Below are 20,213 nucleotides of genomic sequence, written 5' to 3'. Positions count from 1 at the left end.
TAAAAAACGATTTAGCTCTTCCATAGAAAAGGGAAGAGTATATAACTTAACGCTATCACTATAGCGTCTATTCCTGCCAAAGTGAAAATTTCATCTTTGCTTACAAAAAAAGCCAAGCCGTCCATCGCGTTTTTGGAAAGCCTCATCAGCATTAAAAGCATCGGTATGATAATAGGGAAGCTTAAAAGTGCCATAAGGGAGCCTGAGTTTTCTGCTTTAGAGGCAATTCCCGCAACCAAAGTTAAAACACCAGAAAAGCCCAATGCTCCAAGAACCAAAGAGAGTAAGTACAAAGGTAGGTCTTGTACCGGATTTTCTAAAAATAAAGTATAAATTCCGAAGCCCATAAATGCCAAGAGAAGCATCAAAAGGAAATTATAAATAAGTTTGGAAAGAATGATGGATTCTGGGTTTGCTAAAGAGTAGTAGTAAGGGTGTCTATTCTTATGTTCCTGAGCAAAGCTCTTAGAAATAGCATTAATGGCCGTAAATAAAATGATTATCCAAAAAAGTGTGTTCCAAACCGGTGGTGTTAAGGAGTTTGACTTTATTCTGAAACTAAGATAACAGATGAAAACAGTGGAAACTAAGTACAGAATCATGCCATTAAAGGCATATTTGTTCCGCCATTCCAAAGTGAATTCTTTTCCCAAAAGTGCCAATATCTCTTTCATACGCTCTTCTGAGGGCAAATGTACTTCACAAATTACTTTGAACCATTACTTTTAGCAGGTTTCGATAGATCTAATATTTCTATATTTCTAAACCAGACTGGATGACCTTCTGCTTGAAGTGCTATATAACCTTCCTTTAAAAGAGTCCCAGCCATTTTTTTAGCCCATGTTTTGTCCTTTAACCATCGGTCGGTTTCGTCCAATTCCCAACCGCCAATTTGAGGTTTATAGTAGGTCAGGACCGTATCTCCTTCTACCACATGATGAACAATTGAATCTCCTAACACTATGGCTTCCACACTGACCCATTGATCTTCAAATGTTCTGCCACTGGAATACATCATATGGTCCGTATAAAGTTTGTTGTCACGTACTACATGTGTTCCAGGTGATGCAAGATTACCTGTGGCTCTGTCGTTGCTATCTATTCTTGAGAGGAACTGCATTTCTATAGATGCAGGAAAGTCTTGATTCAATTGCTGGCTAGCGGCAGATTGGGCATGAAGCATTACGCCGCTGTTGGCCTCAGCATAATATGGGCTACCGGGTGTTAGCTCTCCAAAAATCCTGTATTGCATTCTTAATCTATACTTTGAATAAGGTACATGGTAGTATAGGTGCCCAAATTCATGCGTGAAAGTATCATATTCAGCATAATTAACTTTAATGATGCTGTCTTCTACAATAAAAGTGTTTTTATAGTTGTCGTTGAGTTCATGACCAGATATTTTAATGTCCCATCCGTCTAGATTTTTACCATTAAAAAGAGATACCCATTCCTCTTTAGGTTCTTCATTTTGGCAAGCAGTTAGGAAAAGAAAGAGCAGTGAAAGAATACTTAAATATTTCATGAATATTGTTTTAAGGGCTTTTGAGAACGAATTGAAAAATAAAGACAAATAGGTTTACGTATACAGGTAGAGTTAGCGACTAAGAGTAACTATTAACTCATTACAACCGCAATTATAAGTGAATTTTATCAACATATAAATATTAAAGGTGCTATCTGTATGGAAACTAGATAGGTATCTCATTAGCTTACACCTGTATGTAAAAAGTCTTCTTTTATATTGAAATCTTACTATCTTTGTGGCACCTATTACTACTTAAGAGGGCCTACAAGACAATAAATACACTCTAAACATTTGTTGATATGACAAAAAAAACTACTTTATTTAAAGTAGGTAGAGGACTTGTAATGCATTCTTGTAAAAGTTCAACCCTCAAGAATTTATTTTCTGTTCTATGCCTTCTATTGATTGTGTTTCAGGTTAATGCTGCTCAAAGCGTTACTGGAAAAATAACCGACGAAAATGGTGAAGGCCTTCCCGGCGTTACCGTTATTGAAAAAGGAACCACCAGAGGGACATCTACTGATTTGGAAGGTAATTTCAAATTCGAAGCCTCGGATTCCAAATCTGTACTGGTGTTTTCTTTTATTGGATACAGAACGCAAGAAATTGTGGTTGGTAACCAAACAAAAATCAATCTTTCTTTAGAGCCTGACGCTTCTCATTTAGATGAGGTTATTGTGGTAGGTTATGGTACCCAAAAGAAAGAGACTGTGGTTGGGGCAGTGGCTTCTGTAAAAGGAGAAGACTTGATTAAATCGCCTGCTGTTAATGTTTCCAACTCTATTGCTGGTAGAATACCAGGTGTCGTGGCTGTGAACAGAAGCGGTGAGCCTGGTGCAGATGGTTCTCAAATCAGGATTCGTGGTTCCAATACTTTAGGAAACAACAGTGCCTTAGTGGTCATTGATGGTATTCCAGACAGAGCAGGTGGATTTGAGCGTTTAAATCCAAACGACATCGAAAGCATTTCTGTACTTAAAGATGCTTCAGCGGCCATTTATGGAGCTAGAGCTGCCAATGGCGTTATCCTGGTAACAACTAAAAGAGGTAAAGACGGTAAGCCTGCTTTATCTTATCAGTTTAACCAAGGTTTTTCGCAACCTACAAAGGTGCCAGACTTAGCCAATGCCAGACAATACGCAGAGATGCTCAATGATTTAAGTGTGTATGAGCTTCCTACTTCTCAATGGCAAGCTGCAAACGATGCCTACAAAGCTACGGGTGCTTATGGTGACCGTACTGCACCTTATTCTCCGGAAGATATGGAGCTTTATTCTAATGGTTCTGACCCATGGGGACATCCAGATACCGATTGGTATGGTGAAACATTGAAAAAATGGTCTCCTCAATCTAAGCATAATATCCAGTTGATAGGTGGTGGAGAGAATGTGAAATATATGACATCTCTTGGTTATCAAAAGCAGGATGCCTATTATAAAAACTCTGCGACAGGTTACGAGCAGTACAACATGAGAATTAATTTGGATGCCAATATTAATAAGTATGTTGATTTACAAATTGGAGCGGCTCTTCGTGAAGAATATAGACATTATCCTACGGAATCTGCCGGTGCTATCTTTAGAATGTCAATGAGAGGTAAGCCAAATCAGCCAGCATTTTGGCCAAATGGTAAGCCAGGTCCAGATATAGAGAACGGTCAAAACCCAGTGGTTGTTACCACAGATTTGACGGGTTATGATAGAGACAGAAGAGACTATATTCAAACTAACGGCTCTTTAAACATTAGAATTCCGGGCGTTGAAGGTCTTAAGTTTACAGGTACTGCGGCCATTGATAAGTCTATAACAACAACAAAAAGATGGCAAATACCTTGGACCTTATATGAAAAAGGAAATGGTTTTGAAGCTGATGGCGTGACGCCAGTGTTGGTTCCTAATAAAAGAGGACCTGCCGAGCCTAACTTGTCTCAAAGTAATTCAAATCAGCTTAATATCTTATTAGGAGGAATTGGTACTTATGAGAAGAAATGGGGCGAGCATTCTGCTACTATATTAGCGGGGGTTAACAGAGAGACCATTGAGGGAGATAACTTTAATGCTTATAGAAGATATTTCCTTTCGCCAGCCATTGACCAAATTTTTGCTGGTGGTGACTTAGAGAAGAATAATGGCGGTGGTGCTTTTGAGAAAGCACGTTTAAATTATTTTGGTAGAATAGCCTATAATTATAAAGAGAAGTATTTAGCTGAGTTTCTTTGGAGAAATGACGGTTCTTATATCTTCCCAGAGCAGACAAGATTTGGTTTTTTTCCTGGATTCTTGGCGGGTTGGGTGATGTCTGAAGAAAGCTTTATTAAAAATATTCCTGCCATTAGCTTCTTGAAATTGAGAGGTTCTTGGGGACAAATGGGGAATGATAATATTGAATACTTTGGCGTTCTACAAGAGTATCAGTTCTTGTCTACTTATGGTTTTAACAGTTACATTATTAATAACTCAGAAACCAAAACGTTGTTTGAAACGCGAGTTCCTAATCCAGCTATTACTTGGGAGGTGGCTAATAACGCCAACATTGGTCTTGAAGGAGATCTTTTTAAGAGCTCATTATTCTTCGAACTAGATTTATTTTATAATAAGAGAACCAATATCCTTTGGAAAAAGAATGCTTCCGTACCTCAAAGTACAGGATTGTCCTTGCCAGCTGAAAACATTGGTGAAGTTGCCAATAAAGGATTTGACTTTAATTTAGGTTATAGAGGTCGTTCTGGTGATGTCAAATATGAAGTAAGTGTAAATGGTGGCTATGCTAAGAATAAGATTCTTTTCTGGGATGAAGCAGCTGGAGCACCAGATTGGCAAAAATCTACAGGTAGACCTATCAATACTTTCATAGTTTATCAGTATGATGGTGTATTTAAAGACCAAGCAGAAATTGATGGCAACCAGCTAGATTATTCAGCCTTGGTTAATACGCTTCGACCTGGTGATATGAAGTATAAAGATTACGATGGAGATGGTAAGATTACGCCAGATGATCAAGTGAGAATGGACTTCAATAACATTCCCCTTTTCCAAGGTGGTGCTAACCTATCTGTTTCTTATAAAGCATTTGACTTATCTGTATTGATTCAAGGTGCTTTCGGTGCTAGACAATACATCAGTGCTGGTGAGTCTGGAAATATTGGTAACTACTTCTTAGATATTTACCAGAACAGATGGACCGTAGATAATCCAAGTAGTGTAGATCCAAGAATTGCCAACAGAAGTGATCAGTATTTCTCAGGTGGAAATACTTACTGGTTCAGAAAAGCAGATTATATCCGTTTAAAGAACTTTGAAGTAGGATATACTTTACCAGCTGTTTTGAGCTCAAAAATAGGCCTAAGCAACTTTAGAATTTATGCTAATGGATTGAACTTGTTTGACATCATGAACAAGCTAAAAGTGTTAGACCCAGAATCTGCGTCTACTAACGGTCAGTATTACCCACAAGCTAGAGTATTAAATACTGGCGTTTCTATTACATTTTAATTAAGGACAAATGAAAAAAACGAAATATATATTATTACCAATTCTCATTTCATTATTCTCAGTAACAGGCTGTAGTGATGACTTTGTGAACACACAACCACTCGGTGAGGTTTCAGAATCATCCGTTTGGACAGATGCGGCATTGGCAGAAGCAGCGGTTACTAATATCTATAGAGGTATTGGAAACGGTGGTTTTGATGAGCAAATGTTAGCTTCTTTAACAGATGAGACCATGTTTACGCACCCAGGTAGAGGAATCACCACTGTTACGGAGTCAAGATCTAATTCGGCTGATCCGGGTTGGACAAATAACACCTATGAATGGGGAAATATGTTTACCTATATCAGGGCAGCTAATGTGGCTATTGAGCAGTTGACTGAGCCTCAAATTGATAATTCAGGAGGATTAGTGGATCGCTTAATGGGCGAGGCTAAATTTCTTCGTGCCTATTATTATCAGCAGTTGCTTCGTTATTATGGTGGGTTTCCTATTATCGCTAAAAGTTATGGCTTATCTGATGATGATTTCTTGGTAACAAGAGACAGCTACGAGGATTGTGTGAACTTCATTGTTAAAGATTTAGATGATGCCGCTACTTTATTGGCCGGCAAAAATCCAGCTACAGGAAGATCAACTGAATTAGCCGCTTTAGCTTTAAAATCGAGAGTCTTACTTTATGCTGCCAGTGATTTACATGATATACCAAAGGCATCTGCCAAGTCATCTGTAATTTCTGGCTTTTCTAAGAAAGACTTATTGGGTTATACTTCTGGAAGCCAACAAACCAGATGGCAGGCCGCCAAAGCTGCTGCAAAGGCAGTATTGGACAAAGGAACTGGAAGCTTGTTGAATTACTCTGAGCCTGTTTCCGCGGCGAAAGGAAAAGAAAACTACATGAACAATTCTTTGTCAAGGAATGGCGGAGAAAGTGAGCTAATCTTAGGTAGATATTTCATTGCTGCTAAAAGAGAAGGGGGAGGGCGTCAAGGACTTTTCAACGGACCAAACGGTTATAATAACTGGGCAGGTAACACCCCCGTTTCTTTATTGGTAGATGATTATCAAATGATGGATGGTTCTTCATTTGATTGGAAAAAAGCAGAGCATGCTGCAAAACCTTATGAAAATCGTGACCCAAGATTTTATGCATCTATTCTTTATGATGGAGCACAGTGGAAACCAAGAGCATCTGCAAACCAGCCTAGAGATCCATTAGGTCAGATTCAGACAGGACAGTATGAGCTTCCAAGCGGAGATACACATTTTGGTTTAGATACTAGAAATGGTCCTATTGAAGATTGGAATGGTAGCTACACAGGTTATTATATCAGAAAATTCACAGAGCCTGCGGCTGATTTTGTAGATCAAAATACATGGCAGGAAATTCCTTGGCCAGTCTTGAGATACACAGAAGCTGTTTTAAACTATGCAGAAGCTTGTATTGAGTTAGGTGAAGATGCAGAGGCTATTAAGTGGATAAATAAAGTTCGTTTTAGAGTAGGTATGCCTGCTATTTCTGCCACAGGAGATGCTTTAATGAAACTTTACAGACAAGAGAGAAGAATAGAGATGGCTTTTGAAGAGCAGCGTTATCATGACGCCAGAAGATGGATGATTGCTAAAGAAACTTTAGGAAGAAAAGCCAATGGTATCAATATCGTAGGTACGCTTAAGCCAGGTAAAACTATTGGTGTCTATAAATATGACCCTACCATATATAATTACTCATATACTGTAATTAATATGGATGAAGGAAAAGAAAATAGACAGTGGGCAGATAAAATGTACTATTTGCCAATCAATAGAAACGAAATAAATAGAAATGCAAACTTGGTTCAAAATCCAGGTTTTGAGTAATTGAATCTATTTAAACCGAATTGAAAAAATCTATCCCTAAATTGGGATAGATTTTTTTACATTTATATATACATGAAAAAACACCTTAAGCTAGACTTACTTACGCTTTTCTTAGGCATTTTTATGCTCGTTTCTTGCACTTCTTCAAGCCCTGAGGAAGAAGAAAAGGAAGGAACATTATTTACCCTACTATATCCAACTAAAACTAATTTGAACTTCCAGAATACCCTAACGGAAGGCCTCAATACCAACATTTTAATGTATGAATACTTCTATAACGGAGCTGGTGTGGCCACAGGTGACTTCAATGGCGACGGCAGAGAAGATTTATACTTTACAGCTAATTTATCTGACAATAAACTCTATTTAAATAATGGAGATTTTAATTTTCAGGATGTCACAAAAATAGCTGGGGCAGGTGGAAGACCGGGTCCTTGGAAAACAGGTGTAACCATGGTAGACATAAATGCAGACGGTTTACTTGATATATACCTTTGTTATTCTGGAGCATTGCCTCCACAAAAAAGAGTGAATGAGCTCTTTGTTAACCAAGGCAATAATGACAGTGGTATTCCTATATTCAAAGAAGAAGCCGCTAAATATGGTTTAAACAGCCCTGGTTTTAGTAATCAAGCGTACTTTTTCGATGCAGATTTAGATGGAGATTTAGATATGCTTTTGTTGAATCATAACCCCAAAAACTTACCGATTCTTAATGAAGCCAGTACGGCCGAATTTATGCGGACAGACGACCCTGAAATGGGACTGAGATATTTTATGAACCAAGAGGGGTTTTATAAAGATGAAACGAAAGGCTCGGGTATAAATGGTTCTGCTTTAAGCTATGGCTTAGGTTTAGGTATTTCTGACTTTAATCAGGATGGCTGGCCAGATTTTTATGTGTCTAATGATTATTCTGTTCCAGATTACATCTATATCAATCAAAAGAACGGCAAATTTAAAAATGAAATAGACAATAGCATAGGGCATACCAGTCAGTTTTCAATGGGTAATGACATGGCCGATATCAATAACGATGGCTTGGTGGATATCTTCACGTTAGATATGCTCCCGGAAGATAATAGACGTCAAAAACTTCTTTTAGCACCAGACAATTTTAACAAATTTGACCTCAATGTACGCAGTGGGTTTCATTACCAGTACATGCGAAATATGCTGCAGGTCAATAATGGGAACGGTACGTTTTCTGAGGTAGGTCAGCTTGCTGGTATCTCTAATACAGATTGGAGTTGGTCGGCACTTCTAGCAGATTATGATAATGATGGTTGGAAAGACCTCTTTGTAAGTAATGGGTATTTTAGAGATTATACCAATTTGGACTTCATCAAATACATGGACGATTTTGTGAAGGAAAAAGGGAGATTAGTGAGAGATGATGTATTGGAAATTATATCTCATATGCCATCATCAAATGTAGGTAATTACATTTTTAAAAATAAAAATGGTAACGGTTTTGAAAACGTGACCAAGAATTGGGGCTTGGGTGAGGCGTCAAATAGTAATGGGGCTGTTTATGTAGATTTAGATAATGATGGCGACTTGGATCTTGTGGTTAATAATATCAATAAAGCCGCTTTTGTTTTTAGAAACGATGCTACCAATAATTACTTAAAAGTAAAGCTGAAGGGTTCTGATAAAAACACTTTGGGGATTGGGGCAAAGCTTACCGCAGAAATAGGTCAAAATAAAATGATTTTGGAACAGTATATCGGGAGAGGTTACCTTTCGTCGGTATCTCCCATCTTAAATTTAGGATTAGGGAAAACGGATAAAATAGATAGGCTTACCATTGCTTGGCCAACAGGAGAAGTGGAAGAATTGTTAAACGTGATGGCCAATCAGACGCTTAAAGTGGATTTTAAGAATGCACAAAAAAAAGAAAAGGAAAAAACTATTACCGTTCCACTTTTTAGCCAAATATCTTCTCCTCTAAACATAACACACCAAGCTCCAAAATATAGGGATTTTGACCGGCAACCGCTTTTGATTCATGAGCAATCTTTTAATGGACCTTTCATGATCAAAGAAGATGTCAATAATGATGGTTTAGATGATGTCTTTATTGGCGGATCAGTAGGTCAAAGTGCTGCTCTTTTTATTCAAAATAATAATGGTGGTTTTTCTAAAGTTTCAAATCTGGGTCTTGAAATTGATAAAATGTATGAAGATACAGACGCCCTTTTCTTGGATGTAAATGCAGATGGGTTTAAAGACCTTTATGTGGCGAGCGGGGGGTATCATCAGCTGGGAGCAGACGACGCCTTATTGGCCGACAGGCTATATCTCAATGATGGAAAAGGGAGTTTCTCTAAGGTGAAATTGTCTTTAGAAAACACGGCCACATCTTGTTTAGCAAAAGAAGATATCAATGGTGATGGGCTGGTAGATGTTTTTGTAGGTGGAGGTATATCTCCAGGAAGATATCCTGAAGTTTCGGAAAGTTACTTTTTGATAAATAATGGCAAAGGAGGCTTAAATAAGCAAGCTATAAGGGGTCTTGGGAAGGTAGGCTTGGTAAAAGAAGTGAAATGGGCAGATTTGGATGGCGATAAGTCTTTCGAAATGATTGTGGTAGGGGAGTGGATGGGCATAAAAGTTTATAAGAATAATAAGGGAACACTGACAGATATCAGCAATAAGTTTTTTGATCAGGAGCTTTTGGGCTGGTGGAATACCATAACTATTAAAGACTTAAATGGTGATGGTCATCCAGATTTAGTGGTGGGAAACGAAGGATTAAATACGCAGTTTAAAGCGAGTAAAGTAGAGCCATTAGAGCTTTATGCAAAAGACTTCGATTCTAATGGAATAGTGGATCCGCTGTTTTGTTTTTATATTCAAGGGAAAAGTTATCCTTATATCACGAGGGACGAATTACTTAATCAATTGTCGAAGTTTCGTTCAGATTTCACCACCTATGCTAGCTTTTCTGAAGTTGGTTTAGATAAACTATTTCCTGAGTCAGAACTAAAAACGGCGAGTCATTTTAAAGCGGATTATATGTCGACTACCGTATTTTTAAGTCAGGCAGATGGTAAATATAAAATGGCTAATGTACCTTTGGAAGCTCAGTATGCACCCGTTTTTTCAATAAATGTTACAGATTTTGATAAAGATGGCTTTGAGGACATCCTTTTACTAGGAAATAATAGCCATAGTAAACTCAGGTTGGGTAAATCGGATGCTAATTATGGATTACTTTTAAAAGGAAATGGAAAAGGCGAATTTAAAACTGTTTCTCAAGTTAAATCGGGATTAAATATAAAAGGAGATGTACGGAGCTCTTTATTAATCAATAACAAGCTCTTGATAGGGATTAATGATATTGGAATAACAAGTTATAGTTTCTAAAAATAGATTTTATGAAGGTGATATTTTTGGTATTGGTTTCTTTATTCTCATTCATAGAGAAAAGATCGGCAGAGGCTAAATCAACAGCTGATTCTTGGAGTTCTGAGGTTTTGAGCCATTATGAACGACTTATTTTGTCTCATTATCCTGGTTTGACTTATCTCTCAGATAAGATTGGGATACAGGCTGAGGTTGAGGATGATCAGGAAATCAAGAAGGAAAAGCCTGAGGATGAAAAAAATGAGGTGCCGGACTCTTTTTACATTTTAACCTTAATTGTCATTGTGATTTTGGCTTACCTTATGAATAAGAGAAAGCCATTAATGAATCCTTAACTCGGTATTTACAATTATTTCTTCGTAGGGCAATGGCTCGTCGTTTTCAATACACTGAAGCAGTAATTCTGCGGCTTTGGTACCCATAATGTAGGGAAATTGCTCAACAGAAGCCACTGGTGGGTTTTCTAGTAGGCTTGTAATGGGTAAATTGGCAAAACTCACAAAAAGAATATCCTTATTGGGCATGATGCCTTTTTTTCTACAAGCTGACATGGCGTGAAGAGCTACGTAATCATTAAAAGTCAGAACTGCTTCAGGCCTATCTTCTAGTTCACAAAGTTCCAGCATTTTCTCCTCTGTTTCTTCTCTTGTCAGATTGGAAGACTTAATGTATTTCTGAGAAGTCTGAAGACCAAACTTCGAAATGGTCTCCAAGTACCCGTTTAATCTTTCATCCGACACTTGAAGGTTTCCAGGACCATTTATAATCGCAATTTTTTTGACACCTTTGTTTACCAAAAACTGAATGGCTTCTATACTACCCATGGTGACGTTGCTTCTTACTTTATTGGCTTCAAGATTTCTGGGTACTCTGTCAAAAAAAACCACTGGAATACCATATTCCTCTAAGACTTTAAAGTGACCATAATGATTGGTTTCTGCGGAAACGGATGCAATGAGTCCATCTATTCTGGTGGAAATAAATGCGTCTAACATTTTTTTCTCTCGTTCCAGATTGTCTCTAGACTGACTCACCATGACATGGTAATCATGTGGCAATACAGCGTCTTCAATAGCTGTAATGGCAATGGTGAAAAACTCCTCTTTTAAAAAAGGAAGAAGCACACCAATTTTAAGCGTTTTATTATTTTTTAAAAGTAAGGCTGCAGGGTTTGGAACATAATGAAGCTTACTAGCCAATGCCTTAACACGCTCCTTAGTTTTGATGCCAATTCTTGGATGATCATGTAGAGCTCTAGAAACTGTACTAGGAGATATGCCTAATTCAGTAGCAATATTCTTAATCGTTATGGTGGTTCGAGCCATTATGTGAGTAGCGTTTTTTCTATTGGCAAGTTACTATTAAATCCGCACTGAGTGCAATTGTTTGCACCTTTTATATAAGGACGTTTTTGGCTTTGTGCAAACGTTTGTACGGTGTTTAGGGCACTATTATGCATAACTTTTAATGGTAAGAATTATAAACCTATCTACATTTGTATTAGGCCAACTTTACAAGTAGATGTTTGTTTTTGAAACTTGGGCTAAAGTTAGTTTAGCTTTAAGAATGACGAAACGTCATATATGGAATAAGGTTAAAATTTAGGTAGAGAATAAGGAAACTATGCCGACATTGTTGGCATAGTTTTTTAATGTAATTATTGACAATACCACTTTGGTTATTGTGGGTACAAGGAAACTTATTCTCTGAAATTAATAATAAAAACTGCTTTACAATAATGAATGAAACGGTAATATCCGAAGCTTTTGAAAGAGCGTATAATACATTACCCACTATTGCCGTAAGAGCCCCTGGTCGAATTAATTTAATAGGTGAGCATACAGATTACAACGATGGTTTTGTACTTCCAGCTTCCATAGATAAGGCCATTTACTTTTGTCTCTCCAAAAGGGAAGACAGGAAGGTGATATTTCATTCAGTAGACCTAAAAGATAGCCTTGCGATAGACTTGGACACATTGGTGAAGTCGGATAAAGATTGGGCCAATTTTCTTATTGGTGTTACCAAAGAGATTATAGATTCTGGAGGAGACTTGGTTCTAGGATTTAATTTGGCTTTTGGTGGAGATGTGCCTTTGGGAGCAGGATTATCCTCCTCCGCGGCCATTGAGAGTGGTTTGGGCTTTGCCTTAAATCAACTTTATAACCTCAACTTAAGTCTTTTAGATTTGGCCTTGGTGGCACAGAGAGCCGAACACAATTTTGCCGGAGTGAGGTGCGGCATTATGGATATGTATGCCTCTTTAATGGGCAGAGAGCATAAGGTTATTAAGCTAGATTGTAAAAACTTAAGTCATACTTATTTACCCTTCGATTTTGAAGAAGTAAACTTAGTTCTTTTTAATACGGGCGTAAAACATAACCTAGCAGACTCAGCGTATAATAAAAGAAGAGAGGAGTGTGAATTGGGCTTAAGTATTTTGAAAGGTATATATCCAAACGTTTCGAGCTTTAGAGACGCAGACCTTTCTATGCTGGAAGCCAATAAGTCAGCATTTGAAGCAAAAGTGTATCATAGGTGTCATTACGTTCTTTCTGAAGAGAAGAGAATGAAAGAAGCCACTGTGGCTTTGGAAAATGGAGCTTTAGAAACCTTCGGTCAATTGATGTTTGAAACACATAATGGCTTAAAGAACGACTATGAAGTGAGCTGCAAAGAATTAGACTTTTTGGTAGATTTGGCCACAGAAAACAAATCCATTCTAGGTTCAAGAATGATGGGTGGAGGGTTTGGTGGATGCACCATAAATCTTATTAAAAAAGAGGCTGTTCAGGGAATAGTTGATGGTTTTATGGTAAAGTACTTTGACAAGTTTCAAATCGAGCTAGAACATTTCGAGGTTAAAATTATGGATGGTTGTTCGGTCATCTACGATCTAGAAAACCATGAGCATAAGAATTCAAAATAAATAATGAGCTCTTCAAACACGCAATGTGAAATTTGTTTGAATTAAATTTGAATTAAAGATGATATAGATCATATCATTTTTCAAGAAGGGTCTTATCCACTAATTTCTACACCATTACATTATTAAAGAGATAGGTTTTTACCTAGATCAGCTTTGAAAGCATGTATCTTAAGTAAATGTTTTTAAAAGTGACGCAACCATTCTACATCTTCGTTTGTTGCAAAGGGGCGTTAGAAGTAAAATAGCTTTATCGCATGTGCCATAAAAGCTCAAAAATAACAGCTATTCTTGTGCCTGCGTCATTAATTAGATTAATTATCTCTTAATTTTGGGGCTTCGTTGTCAAAAAAATAAATGGATCGTAAACATCATCTTTCTAAGCTTAAATCTGAAGAATTCGATATTTGTATCATAGGTGCAGGTGCTAGTGGTTCGGGAGCAGCTTTAGATGCTATTCTTAGAGGTTATAAGGTAGCTTTAATAGATAGAAATGACTTCTGTGCAGAAACCTCTGCCAAGTCTACTAAACTTATTCATGGTGGTGTACGCTATCTGGAAAGGGCCTTTAAACAATTGGACTTGGAGCAGTTGAGACAGGTAAGGCATGGTTTGCATGAGCGTCATACGCTATTGAAAATAGCACCGCATTTGGCTAAACCCATTCCACTAATTACGCCCGTTTTTTCTTGGTTCGAAGGATTGTATTATTCTATCGGTCTGAAAATATACGGACTTTTTGCTGGTGGAGACGGTATGCCGTCTGCCAAATGGCTGAGTAAAAAGGATACTTTGAAAAGGATGCCGGGGCTTACAGAAAAGATGCACAGCTCTGTGATGTATTATGATGGTACTTTTAACGACGCCGCCTTTAGTTTTGCATTGGTAAAATCTGCCGAACATAAAGGTGCTGTGGTCGCCAATTACGTTTCTGTTAATGCTTTCAAGAAAGATAAAGATGGTAAGATAGAGAAAGCCATTGTGCAAGATGAAAGCAATAGTGAATCATTTGAGATAAAAGCTAAGCTTTTTCTGAACTGTACGGGCCCTTTTGCAGACCATGTGAGATTAATGGCCGATAAGGACGAGGAATTAAGAATGAGGCCTGCCAAGGGTGTACATTTCGTTTTTCCATCTGAATTATTGACAGGGGAGGATGCCATGCTTATTCCAGAGACCAAAGACGGGAGAGTGGTTTTTGTGAAACCTCTAGGAAATAAAGTGATGGTAGGCACCACGGATACAGCCTATAATGACATGAATGAGGAACCTTTATTGGAATCGGAAGAGGTGGATTATCTGCTAGAAACCGTCAATCCTTTTTTAGAAACACCTTTAGAAAGAAAAGATATCGTTTCGGGTTTTGCGGGTGTAAGACCTCTTTTAGCTCCTAAAAGTAGTAAAAGGAAAGAAACGAAGTCTCTTCTGAGAGACCACGAAGTAGAATATTTGCCAGAATCTGGTCTTTTAAGCTTATTGGGTGGAAAGTGGACTACCTATAGAGTTATGGCAAAGGATGCGATAGATTATGCGGGTGTAATATTAAATAAAGAGGCAAACTGCAGTACGGATAAACAGCAATTGGTGGGAGCACAAAACGGTGCTTTTGTGATGGATGTTTATAAAGAAAAAGCTTCTCAACTGCTAGGAGAAGATACCGTGAAACATCTTTATGAAAACTATGGCGACCTCTCTTTAGAGGTGCTTATGTTGGTTCAAAAGGATCCAAAATTGGCAGAGAAACTTCATGAAAAGTATCCGTTTATTAAAGCGGAAGTGGTTTATGGTGTTAAAGGTGGCATGTGCGTAAAGCTGAGAGACTTTTTCTCAAGAAGAATTAGAATGGAACTGATGGATTGGGAAGCTACCAAAGAAGCTATAGACAAAGCGGCAGTTCTTTTTCAAAAGGGATTAGATTGGACCGATGAAGAATTAGAAAAAAATAAGAAGGAATACCGTGAGCTTTTAGACAAATTTCAGTCCGTTGCAGGAATTTAGTAGATATTTCTCTTTACAGCAGAACGAAAACTATTAGATTTGTGTTTTATTTAAACTGATTCTAAATAGCATTTAATTGGACAACACCACTCATATTTTATCCGATTTTTCTCCTGGAGAAACTGTCATGGTTGACGGTTTTAAGGACGAAGAACTTTCTTTAAAACTAATGGAGATGGGTTTTGTGCCTGGCACAGTTGTCAAGATTGACCGTGAAGCTCCCTTCGGTTGTCCGGTTTGTGTCACTATAGGTGGAGATTATCAGGTATCTCTTCGAAAATCTGAGGCCGCTACGGTTTTGGTTAAAAATCTTAAAAAATAGGAAGTATGAAAGTAGCTCTGATTGGTAATCCAAACAGTGGTAAAACTTCTTTGTTTAATCAGTTAACTGGTCTTAGGCAGAAAGTAGGGAATTTTCCAGGCGTTACAGTAGATAAGAAAATAGGAATAACCAAGCTTATTTCAGGTGAAAAAGTGGAGGTTGTAGACTTCCCGGGTACCTATAGTATTTATCCTACCTCTGTGGACGAGCAAGTGGTTTTGGAGGTGCTCTCAAATCCTAAAAATATTGATTATCCAGATTTGGCCGTGGTGGTGGTGGATGCCTCTAATCTTAAAAGAAACATGTTGCTTTTCGAGCAAGTTTCTGATTTAGGAATTCCAACTGTTTTAGCACTTAATATGCTGGATTCTGCCTTAGACGCGGGAACAGAAATAGATACTTTAAAGTTAGAAAAACACCTTGAGGTACCGGTTGTAGAACTTAATGCCAGAGAGGGAATAGGTGTAAACGGACTAAAAATTGTTATAGAAAAGGCTCTAGAAGACAGAAAAGTGCATTATAATAATGATGCCAAGAGCGTTTATGAAGATGCTATTTCTGCCGTTAAAAAGGAATTTAATATTGAGAATGATTATCTAGCCAGTCAATATTTAGCTCAAAGTAAAAAGCTATCGTTTCTGACCAATGATGAGAAGTTCAAGATTTCTGAGATATCTCAGAAATACGGTTTTAATGCTAGAACTTTTCAGTCGGCCGAAACCTTGGCACACTTTCAGGATATATCTCAAGCCTTAAAAGAGGTTGTTAAAAATGCGGATGTTAAGAAGGAGTCTAGAACGGAAAAAATAGATGCCATTTTACTACATAAAGTTTGGGGCTATCTGATTTTCTTGGGAATTCTGTTTGCTATTTTTAATGCTGTTTTTGCCTTAGCAGAATATCCAATGGACTGGATAGATGGGGGCATTGCTCAGGTAAACGATTGGTTGAAAACCACACTTCCTGACAGTAAATTGACGTCGCTTTTAACAGATGGGATTGTGGCTGGGATTGGTGGTGTCATTATGTTTATTCCACAAATTGCTCTTTTGTTTGCTGGTATAGCCATTTTGGAGGAATCGGGTTATATGGCTAGGGTAGTGGTGCTAATGGATAAGCTCATAAGAAGATTTGGAATGAGTGGAAAATCGGTGGTTCCGCTAATGTCTGGTATAGGCTGTGCGGTGCCTGCGGTGATGTCTGCTAGAACCATCGGAAACTGGAAAGAAAGACTGGTGACCATTATGGTGACGCCATTAATGAGCTGTGCAGCCAGGTTACCTATTTATACTATTTTGATAGCCTTAGTGGTGCCTAATACCAAGTTTTTAGGTCTTTTGAGTATGCAGGGTGTGGCTTTAATGGGACTTTATCTTTTAGGTTTTGTTTCTGCTTTGTTGGCTGGCTGGGTGATGAAGAAAATTCTAAAGTCCAATGAGCGAAGCTTCTTTGTAATGGAGCTGCCAACTTACAAAGCCCCTAGATGGGGACAGGTTTTTTATACCATTTATGAAAAAGTAAAAACCTTTGTCTTTGAAGCAGGAAAGGTCATATTGGCTATTTCCATAGTTTTATGGGTGTTGGCATCTTATGGTCCTGGTGATAAAATAGAGCAAGCTCCTGAAATGGTAGCCGCTGCCAAACCAGAGCTTTCAGGAAACGATCTGACCAACGCCATTGCCAGTTATCAATTGGAAAATTCTTACGCAGGGTATTTTGGGAAGGCCATAGAGCCAGCCATCAAACCTTTGGGTTACGATTGGAAAATAGGGATAGCTTTGATTACATCATTTGCCGCTCGTGAGGTGTTTGTAGGCACCATGTCTACCATCTATAGCATTGGAGGGGACAGTGCCGATGATAATAGCATTAAAGCCAGATTACGAAGAGAAGTGAATCCTGAAACGGGAGAGCCGGTTTTCAATACTGCTACCTCGTTTTCGCTGCTTATATTCTACGTTTTTGCTATGATGTGTATGAGTACCATTGCCATCGTATATCGAGAAACCAAGGGCTGGAAATGGCCAATGATTCAGCTGGGTTACATGAGCGTCTTGGCTTATGTTTCTGCCTTTATTGTTTATCAGATTTTGAAGTAAGGATTTTTACCAATAAAGGTTTTGTCTCTAGCGAAAGCCAGTGACTTGTAAATATGGATTGGAATTTAGACTATTCTAGGGCCTTCTGAAGGAGATATTATAAGTACCTCTCACTTTCCCTTATCGCAAGGTCATTAATACTGGCATATCGTTTTTGCATAAGCCCATTCTCATCAAATTCCCAATTTTCATTTCCATAAGCTCTGAACCATTCGCCATTTTTGTTTCTATATTCATATTCGAATCTTACCGCAATTCTATTTCCAGAATGGGACCAATATTCCTTCTTTAGTTTATATTCCAATTCGTTTTTCCACTTATTGCTTAGGAAATTTACAATTTCTTCGCGGCCGTTAACAAATACATTTCTATTTCTCCATTCGCTATTAACGGTGTAAGCTAGGGAAACCTTTGCAGGGTTCTGAGAATTCCATGCGTCTTCCGCCATCTGTATTTTTTGCTTTGCGGTTTCAACGGTAAAAGGTGGGAGAGGTTGTTTTTGCTCCATATGATTTGATTTAAATGATGTTGTTTACAATGAGTTTTGACTTTTCAATTATCTCATTGGATTGAAAGAGTTGACTTTCTATGATTGAACTCTCAAAGAGTAAATAAATGTGTGTCGATAATATTTCATCCGGAATTTCACAACTAAAGAAATTTCGTAAATCATTTTTATGATTCTGGATAATTACTAGGATGTCCTTTTGTTCTTTGGATATTTCGGATAGTATATTCAAAAAGCTACAGCCTCTAAAGTTTTCGGTCTCATTCATGTAAATCAAGAAGTTGAAAGCGGCCAATATTTTTTCTTTGGAATTGAGAGCTGGAGATACAAAACTTTGCATCTGGGCAAACCAAAAATCATGTCTTGTATTTAAGAATTGTGCACATAAATCATTTTTAGATTTAAAATGCAGGTAAAAGCTTGCCTTGGCAACTTTTGCTTCGCTTATTATTTGGTTAATTCCGGTGCTATTGTATCCTTGTTGATGAAACAATATGGAAGCAGTTTCCTGTATTCTATGACGTGGTGAACTCATTTTCTTTTTTTTACAAAACTATAAATATAAAATAGACATACAAGTCTGTCTACTATGTTTTTTTGAGAAAGTTAATTGTGTTAAAGGAATAGATATCTGGTTAATCTATTTATTGGATTTTTTCTTACTACTGAGTTTCCGCAGTGACTCCGTTTTTTACTTCTGCCACAGGACGCTAGAATTCCTGAGCTGACTCCGGGAATAGGGAAAAGGTGTCAAGCTAAATGTCTTCTACTTATTCTTTGTGCTGATGCCTATCCTCTAAGTAAAAGTCATGTTCGCAGAAAGGGCAGTGTACCTTTTTAGAGCCTTGTCGTTTCCCGCGAATTTGTTCTGCAAATCCACTCGCCAAAATACCAGTAGGAAGAGCAAAAATGGAAACGCCTAGTATGGCCATAAGTCCCCCTAGAACTTTCCCCAATGGCGTAATTGGATGCATGTCGCCATAACCAACGGTGGTCATCGCATTTACACCCCACCAAAGGGAGGCAGGGATAGAAGAAAATGCTTCAGGTTGAGCTTCTTGCTCTATATAAAAAGCAAGGCTTGAAGAGATTAAAAGCAGGAAAATAATGAATGAAATACTAAGCAGGAGTTCCTCTTTTTTCTCCTTTAACACATTTTGAATAACACGTAAGGCATGAAAGTATCTGCTAACCCTAAAGAGCCTGAAGATACGTAGGAGTCGAAGTATCTTTACGAAGCTTAAATCCGTTCTGAACAACGAAAAATAGAATGGGAAAATAGCTAGAAAATCAATGATTCCCCAAGGAGAAAAAATAAACTTAATTCTTCCCCAAAATGGGTGTCTATATTCGGCTTTTTCTACACTAGACCAAACTCTTAAAATATATTCAATGGAGAAAATAGATACGGAGAAGAACTCAAAATCTAAGAAGAACCGGCGATATTGGTTACCAAAACTTGGTACCGTATTGAGTATAATGGCGACGGTATTAAGGAATATTAGAATCGAAAGAGCAATGTTTACAATAAAGCTTAATCCACGCTTTCGCTGAAACTTAATTTCCAAAATCTCGTGAACTCTTTTTCGCAGTGTCAAAATTCGTTGTTTAACTATTCACAAGTATAGGGTTTTATGAGCTATTTACGGCGACCAAACATACATTTTTTACGATTAACCTTAAGCGTTTATGTATACCCGAGCAAGTAGTAGTTAAATACTTCTTCGAAATAGAATTTACGATGTACGAAGAATCTTATCCATTTTTCTCCCTTTTGCTAATTCATCTACCAGTTTGTCTAAATATCTGACTTGTTGTGTCAAAGGTGTTTCAATATCTTCTATCCTGTAACCACATATCATTCCTTTGATCAGGGTTGCGTTTGGGTTTAGTTTTGCTCTTTCAAAGAATGTTTTAAAAGTTATCTTTTCTTCAATGAGTTCTTGTAACTTTTCTTCATCAAAACCAGTGAGCCATTTAATGACTTCATGGAGTTCTGTTAGGGTTCTGCCTTTCTTTTGCACTTTAGTAATGTAATGTGGATAGACAGAGGCGAATGTCAAAATTGCTATTTTTTCGTCATGAGCAGGAGTTGTATTAGGCATAATGGC

15 protein-coding genes are annotated in these 20,213 nt (G+C 37.8%); 8 read left to right on the top strand and 7 right to left on the bottom strand.

The window, feature by feature from the left end; translation table 11 throughout:
- Positions 1 to 11: 11 nt before the first annotated feature.
- Positions 12 to 674 (bottom strand): heme exporter protein CcmB, encoded by a 663-nt coding sequence (locus ACSBFT_RS11180; protein ID WP_463045890.1) that lies wholly within the window; start codon positions 672 to 674, stop codon positions 12 to 14.
- Between the two features lie 32 nt (positions 675 to 706).
- Positions 707 to 1,525, bottom strand: coding sequence for a 3-keto-disaccharide hydrolase (locus ACSBFT_RS11175; RefSeq protein ID WP_489604689.1), 819 nt, complete (start codon positions 1,523 to 1,525; stop codon positions 707 to 709).
- Positions 1,526 to 1,872: 347 nt separating this feature from the next.
- Between ACSBFT_RS11175 and ACSBFT_RS11170 the strand changes: the two genes are divergently transcribed.
- From ACSBFT_RS11170 to ACSBFT_RS11155, 4 genes are all read left to right on the top strand, one after another.
- Entirely contained in the window at positions 1,873 to 5,019 is a 3,147-nt protein-coding gene (locus tag ACSBFT_RS11170; RefSeq protein ID WP_489604832.1) for a SusC/RagA family TonB-linked outer membrane protein, read from the top strand.
- Between the two features lie 10 nt (positions 5,020 to 5,029).
- Positions 5,030 to 6,877, top strand: coding sequence for a RagB/SusD family nutrient uptake outer membrane protein (locus ACSBFT_RS11165; RefSeq protein ID WP_489604688.1), 1,848 nt, complete (start codon positions 5,030 to 5,032; stop codon positions 6,875 to 6,877).
- Positions 6,878 to 6,949: 72 nt separating this feature from the next.
- Positions 6,950 to 10,249 (top strand): VCBS repeat-containing protein, encoded by a 3,300-nt coding sequence (locus tag ACSBFT_RS11160; RefSeq protein WP_489604687.1) that lies wholly within the window; start codon positions 6,950 to 6,952, stop codon positions 10,247 to 10,249.
- An 11-nt stretch (positions 10,250 to 10,260) separates the two neighbouring features.
- A complete protein-coding gene (locus ACSBFT_RS11155; protein WP_489604686.1) occupies positions 10,261 to 10,584 on the top strand; it encodes a hypothetical protein in 324 nt (107 codons plus the stop codon).
- On the opposite strand, the gene ACSBFT_RS11150 is transcribed toward ACSBFT_RS11155, so the two are convergent.
- A complete protein-coding gene (locus tag ACSBFT_RS11150) occupies positions 10,570 to 11,574 on the bottom strand; it encodes a LacI family DNA-binding transcriptional regulator (RefSeq protein ID WP_489604685.1) in 1,005 nt (334 codons plus the stop codon). The genes ACSBFT_RS11155 and ACSBFT_RS11150 overlap by 15 nt on opposite strands.
- 413 nt (positions 11,575 to 11,987) lie before the next feature.
- On the opposite strand from ACSBFT_RS11150, the gene galK reads away from it, so the two are divergent.
- The 4 genes from galK (at position 11,988) to feoB (ending at position 17,594) form a co-directional block, all read left to right on the top strand.
- A complete protein-coding gene (gene galK, locus ACSBFT_RS11145; RefSeq protein ID WP_489604684.1) occupies positions 11,988 to 13,178 on the top strand; it encodes a galactokinase in 1,191 nt (396 codons plus the stop codon).
- Positions 13,179 to 13,532: 354 nt separating this feature from the next.
- The gene (locus ACSBFT_RS11140; RefSeq protein ID WP_489604683.1) at positions 13,533 to 15,173 is read left to right on the top strand and encodes a glycerol-3-phosphate dehydrogenase/oxidase; all 1,641 of its coding nucleotides are present in this window, start codon (positions 13,533 to 13,535) and stop codon (positions 15,171 to 15,173) included.
- Positions 15,174 to 15,249: 76 nt separating this feature from the next.
- Positions 15,250 to 15,495 carry a FeoA family protein gene (locus tag ACSBFT_RS11135; protein ID WP_463045882.1) on the top strand — a complete coding sequence of 82 codons (246 nt, stop codon included), beginning with the start codon at positions 15,250 to 15,252 and terminating at the stop codon, positions 15,493 to 15,495.
- 5 nt (positions 15,496 to 15,500) lie between these two features.
- Positions 15,501 to 17,594, top strand: a complete 2,094-nt coding sequence (gene feoB, locus ACSBFT_RS11130) for a ferrous iron transport protein B (protein WP_463045881.1) — start codon at positions 15,501 to 15,503, stop codon at positions 17,592 to 17,594.
- A gap of 97 nt (positions 17,595 to 17,691) precedes the next feature.
- Here the strand turns inward: feoB and ACSBFT_RS11125 are convergent, their stop codons facing one another.
- The 4 genes from ACSBFT_RS11125 to ACSBFT_RS11110 form a co-directional block, all read right to left on the bottom strand.
- Positions 17,692 to 18,102, bottom strand: coding sequence for a DUF1348 family protein (locus ACSBFT_RS11125; protein ID WP_489604682.1), 411 nt, complete (start codon positions 18,100 to 18,102; stop codon positions 17,692 to 17,694).
- A 10-nt stretch (positions 18,103 to 18,112) separates the two neighbouring features.
- Positions 18,113 to 18,637 carry a TetR/AcrR family transcriptional regulator gene (locus ACSBFT_RS11120; RefSeq protein ID WP_489604681.1) on the bottom strand — a complete coding sequence of 175 codons (525 nt, stop codon included), beginning with the start codon at positions 18,635 to 18,637 and terminating at the stop codon, positions 18,113 to 18,115.
- A 235-nt stretch (positions 18,638 to 18,872) separates the two neighbouring features.
- A complete protein-coding gene (locus ACSBFT_RS11115) occupies positions 18,873 to 19,700 on the bottom strand; it encodes an ion transporter (protein ID WP_463045878.1) in 828 nt (275 codons plus the stop codon).
- Between the two features lie 138 nt (positions 19,701 to 19,838).
- Positions 19,839 to 20,207, bottom strand: a complete 369-nt coding sequence (locus ACSBFT_RS11110) for a DUF2200 domain-containing protein (RefSeq protein ID WP_489604680.1) — start codon at positions 20,205 to 20,207, stop codon at positions 19,839 to 19,841.
- Positions 20,208 to 20,213: the final 6 nt, after the last annotated feature.

Source organism: Arcticibacterium sp. SM2516 (genome assembly GCF_057914865.1).
Note: the sequence above shows the minus strand (reverse complement) of the source record. Positions and strands in the feature narration are given on the sequence as shown.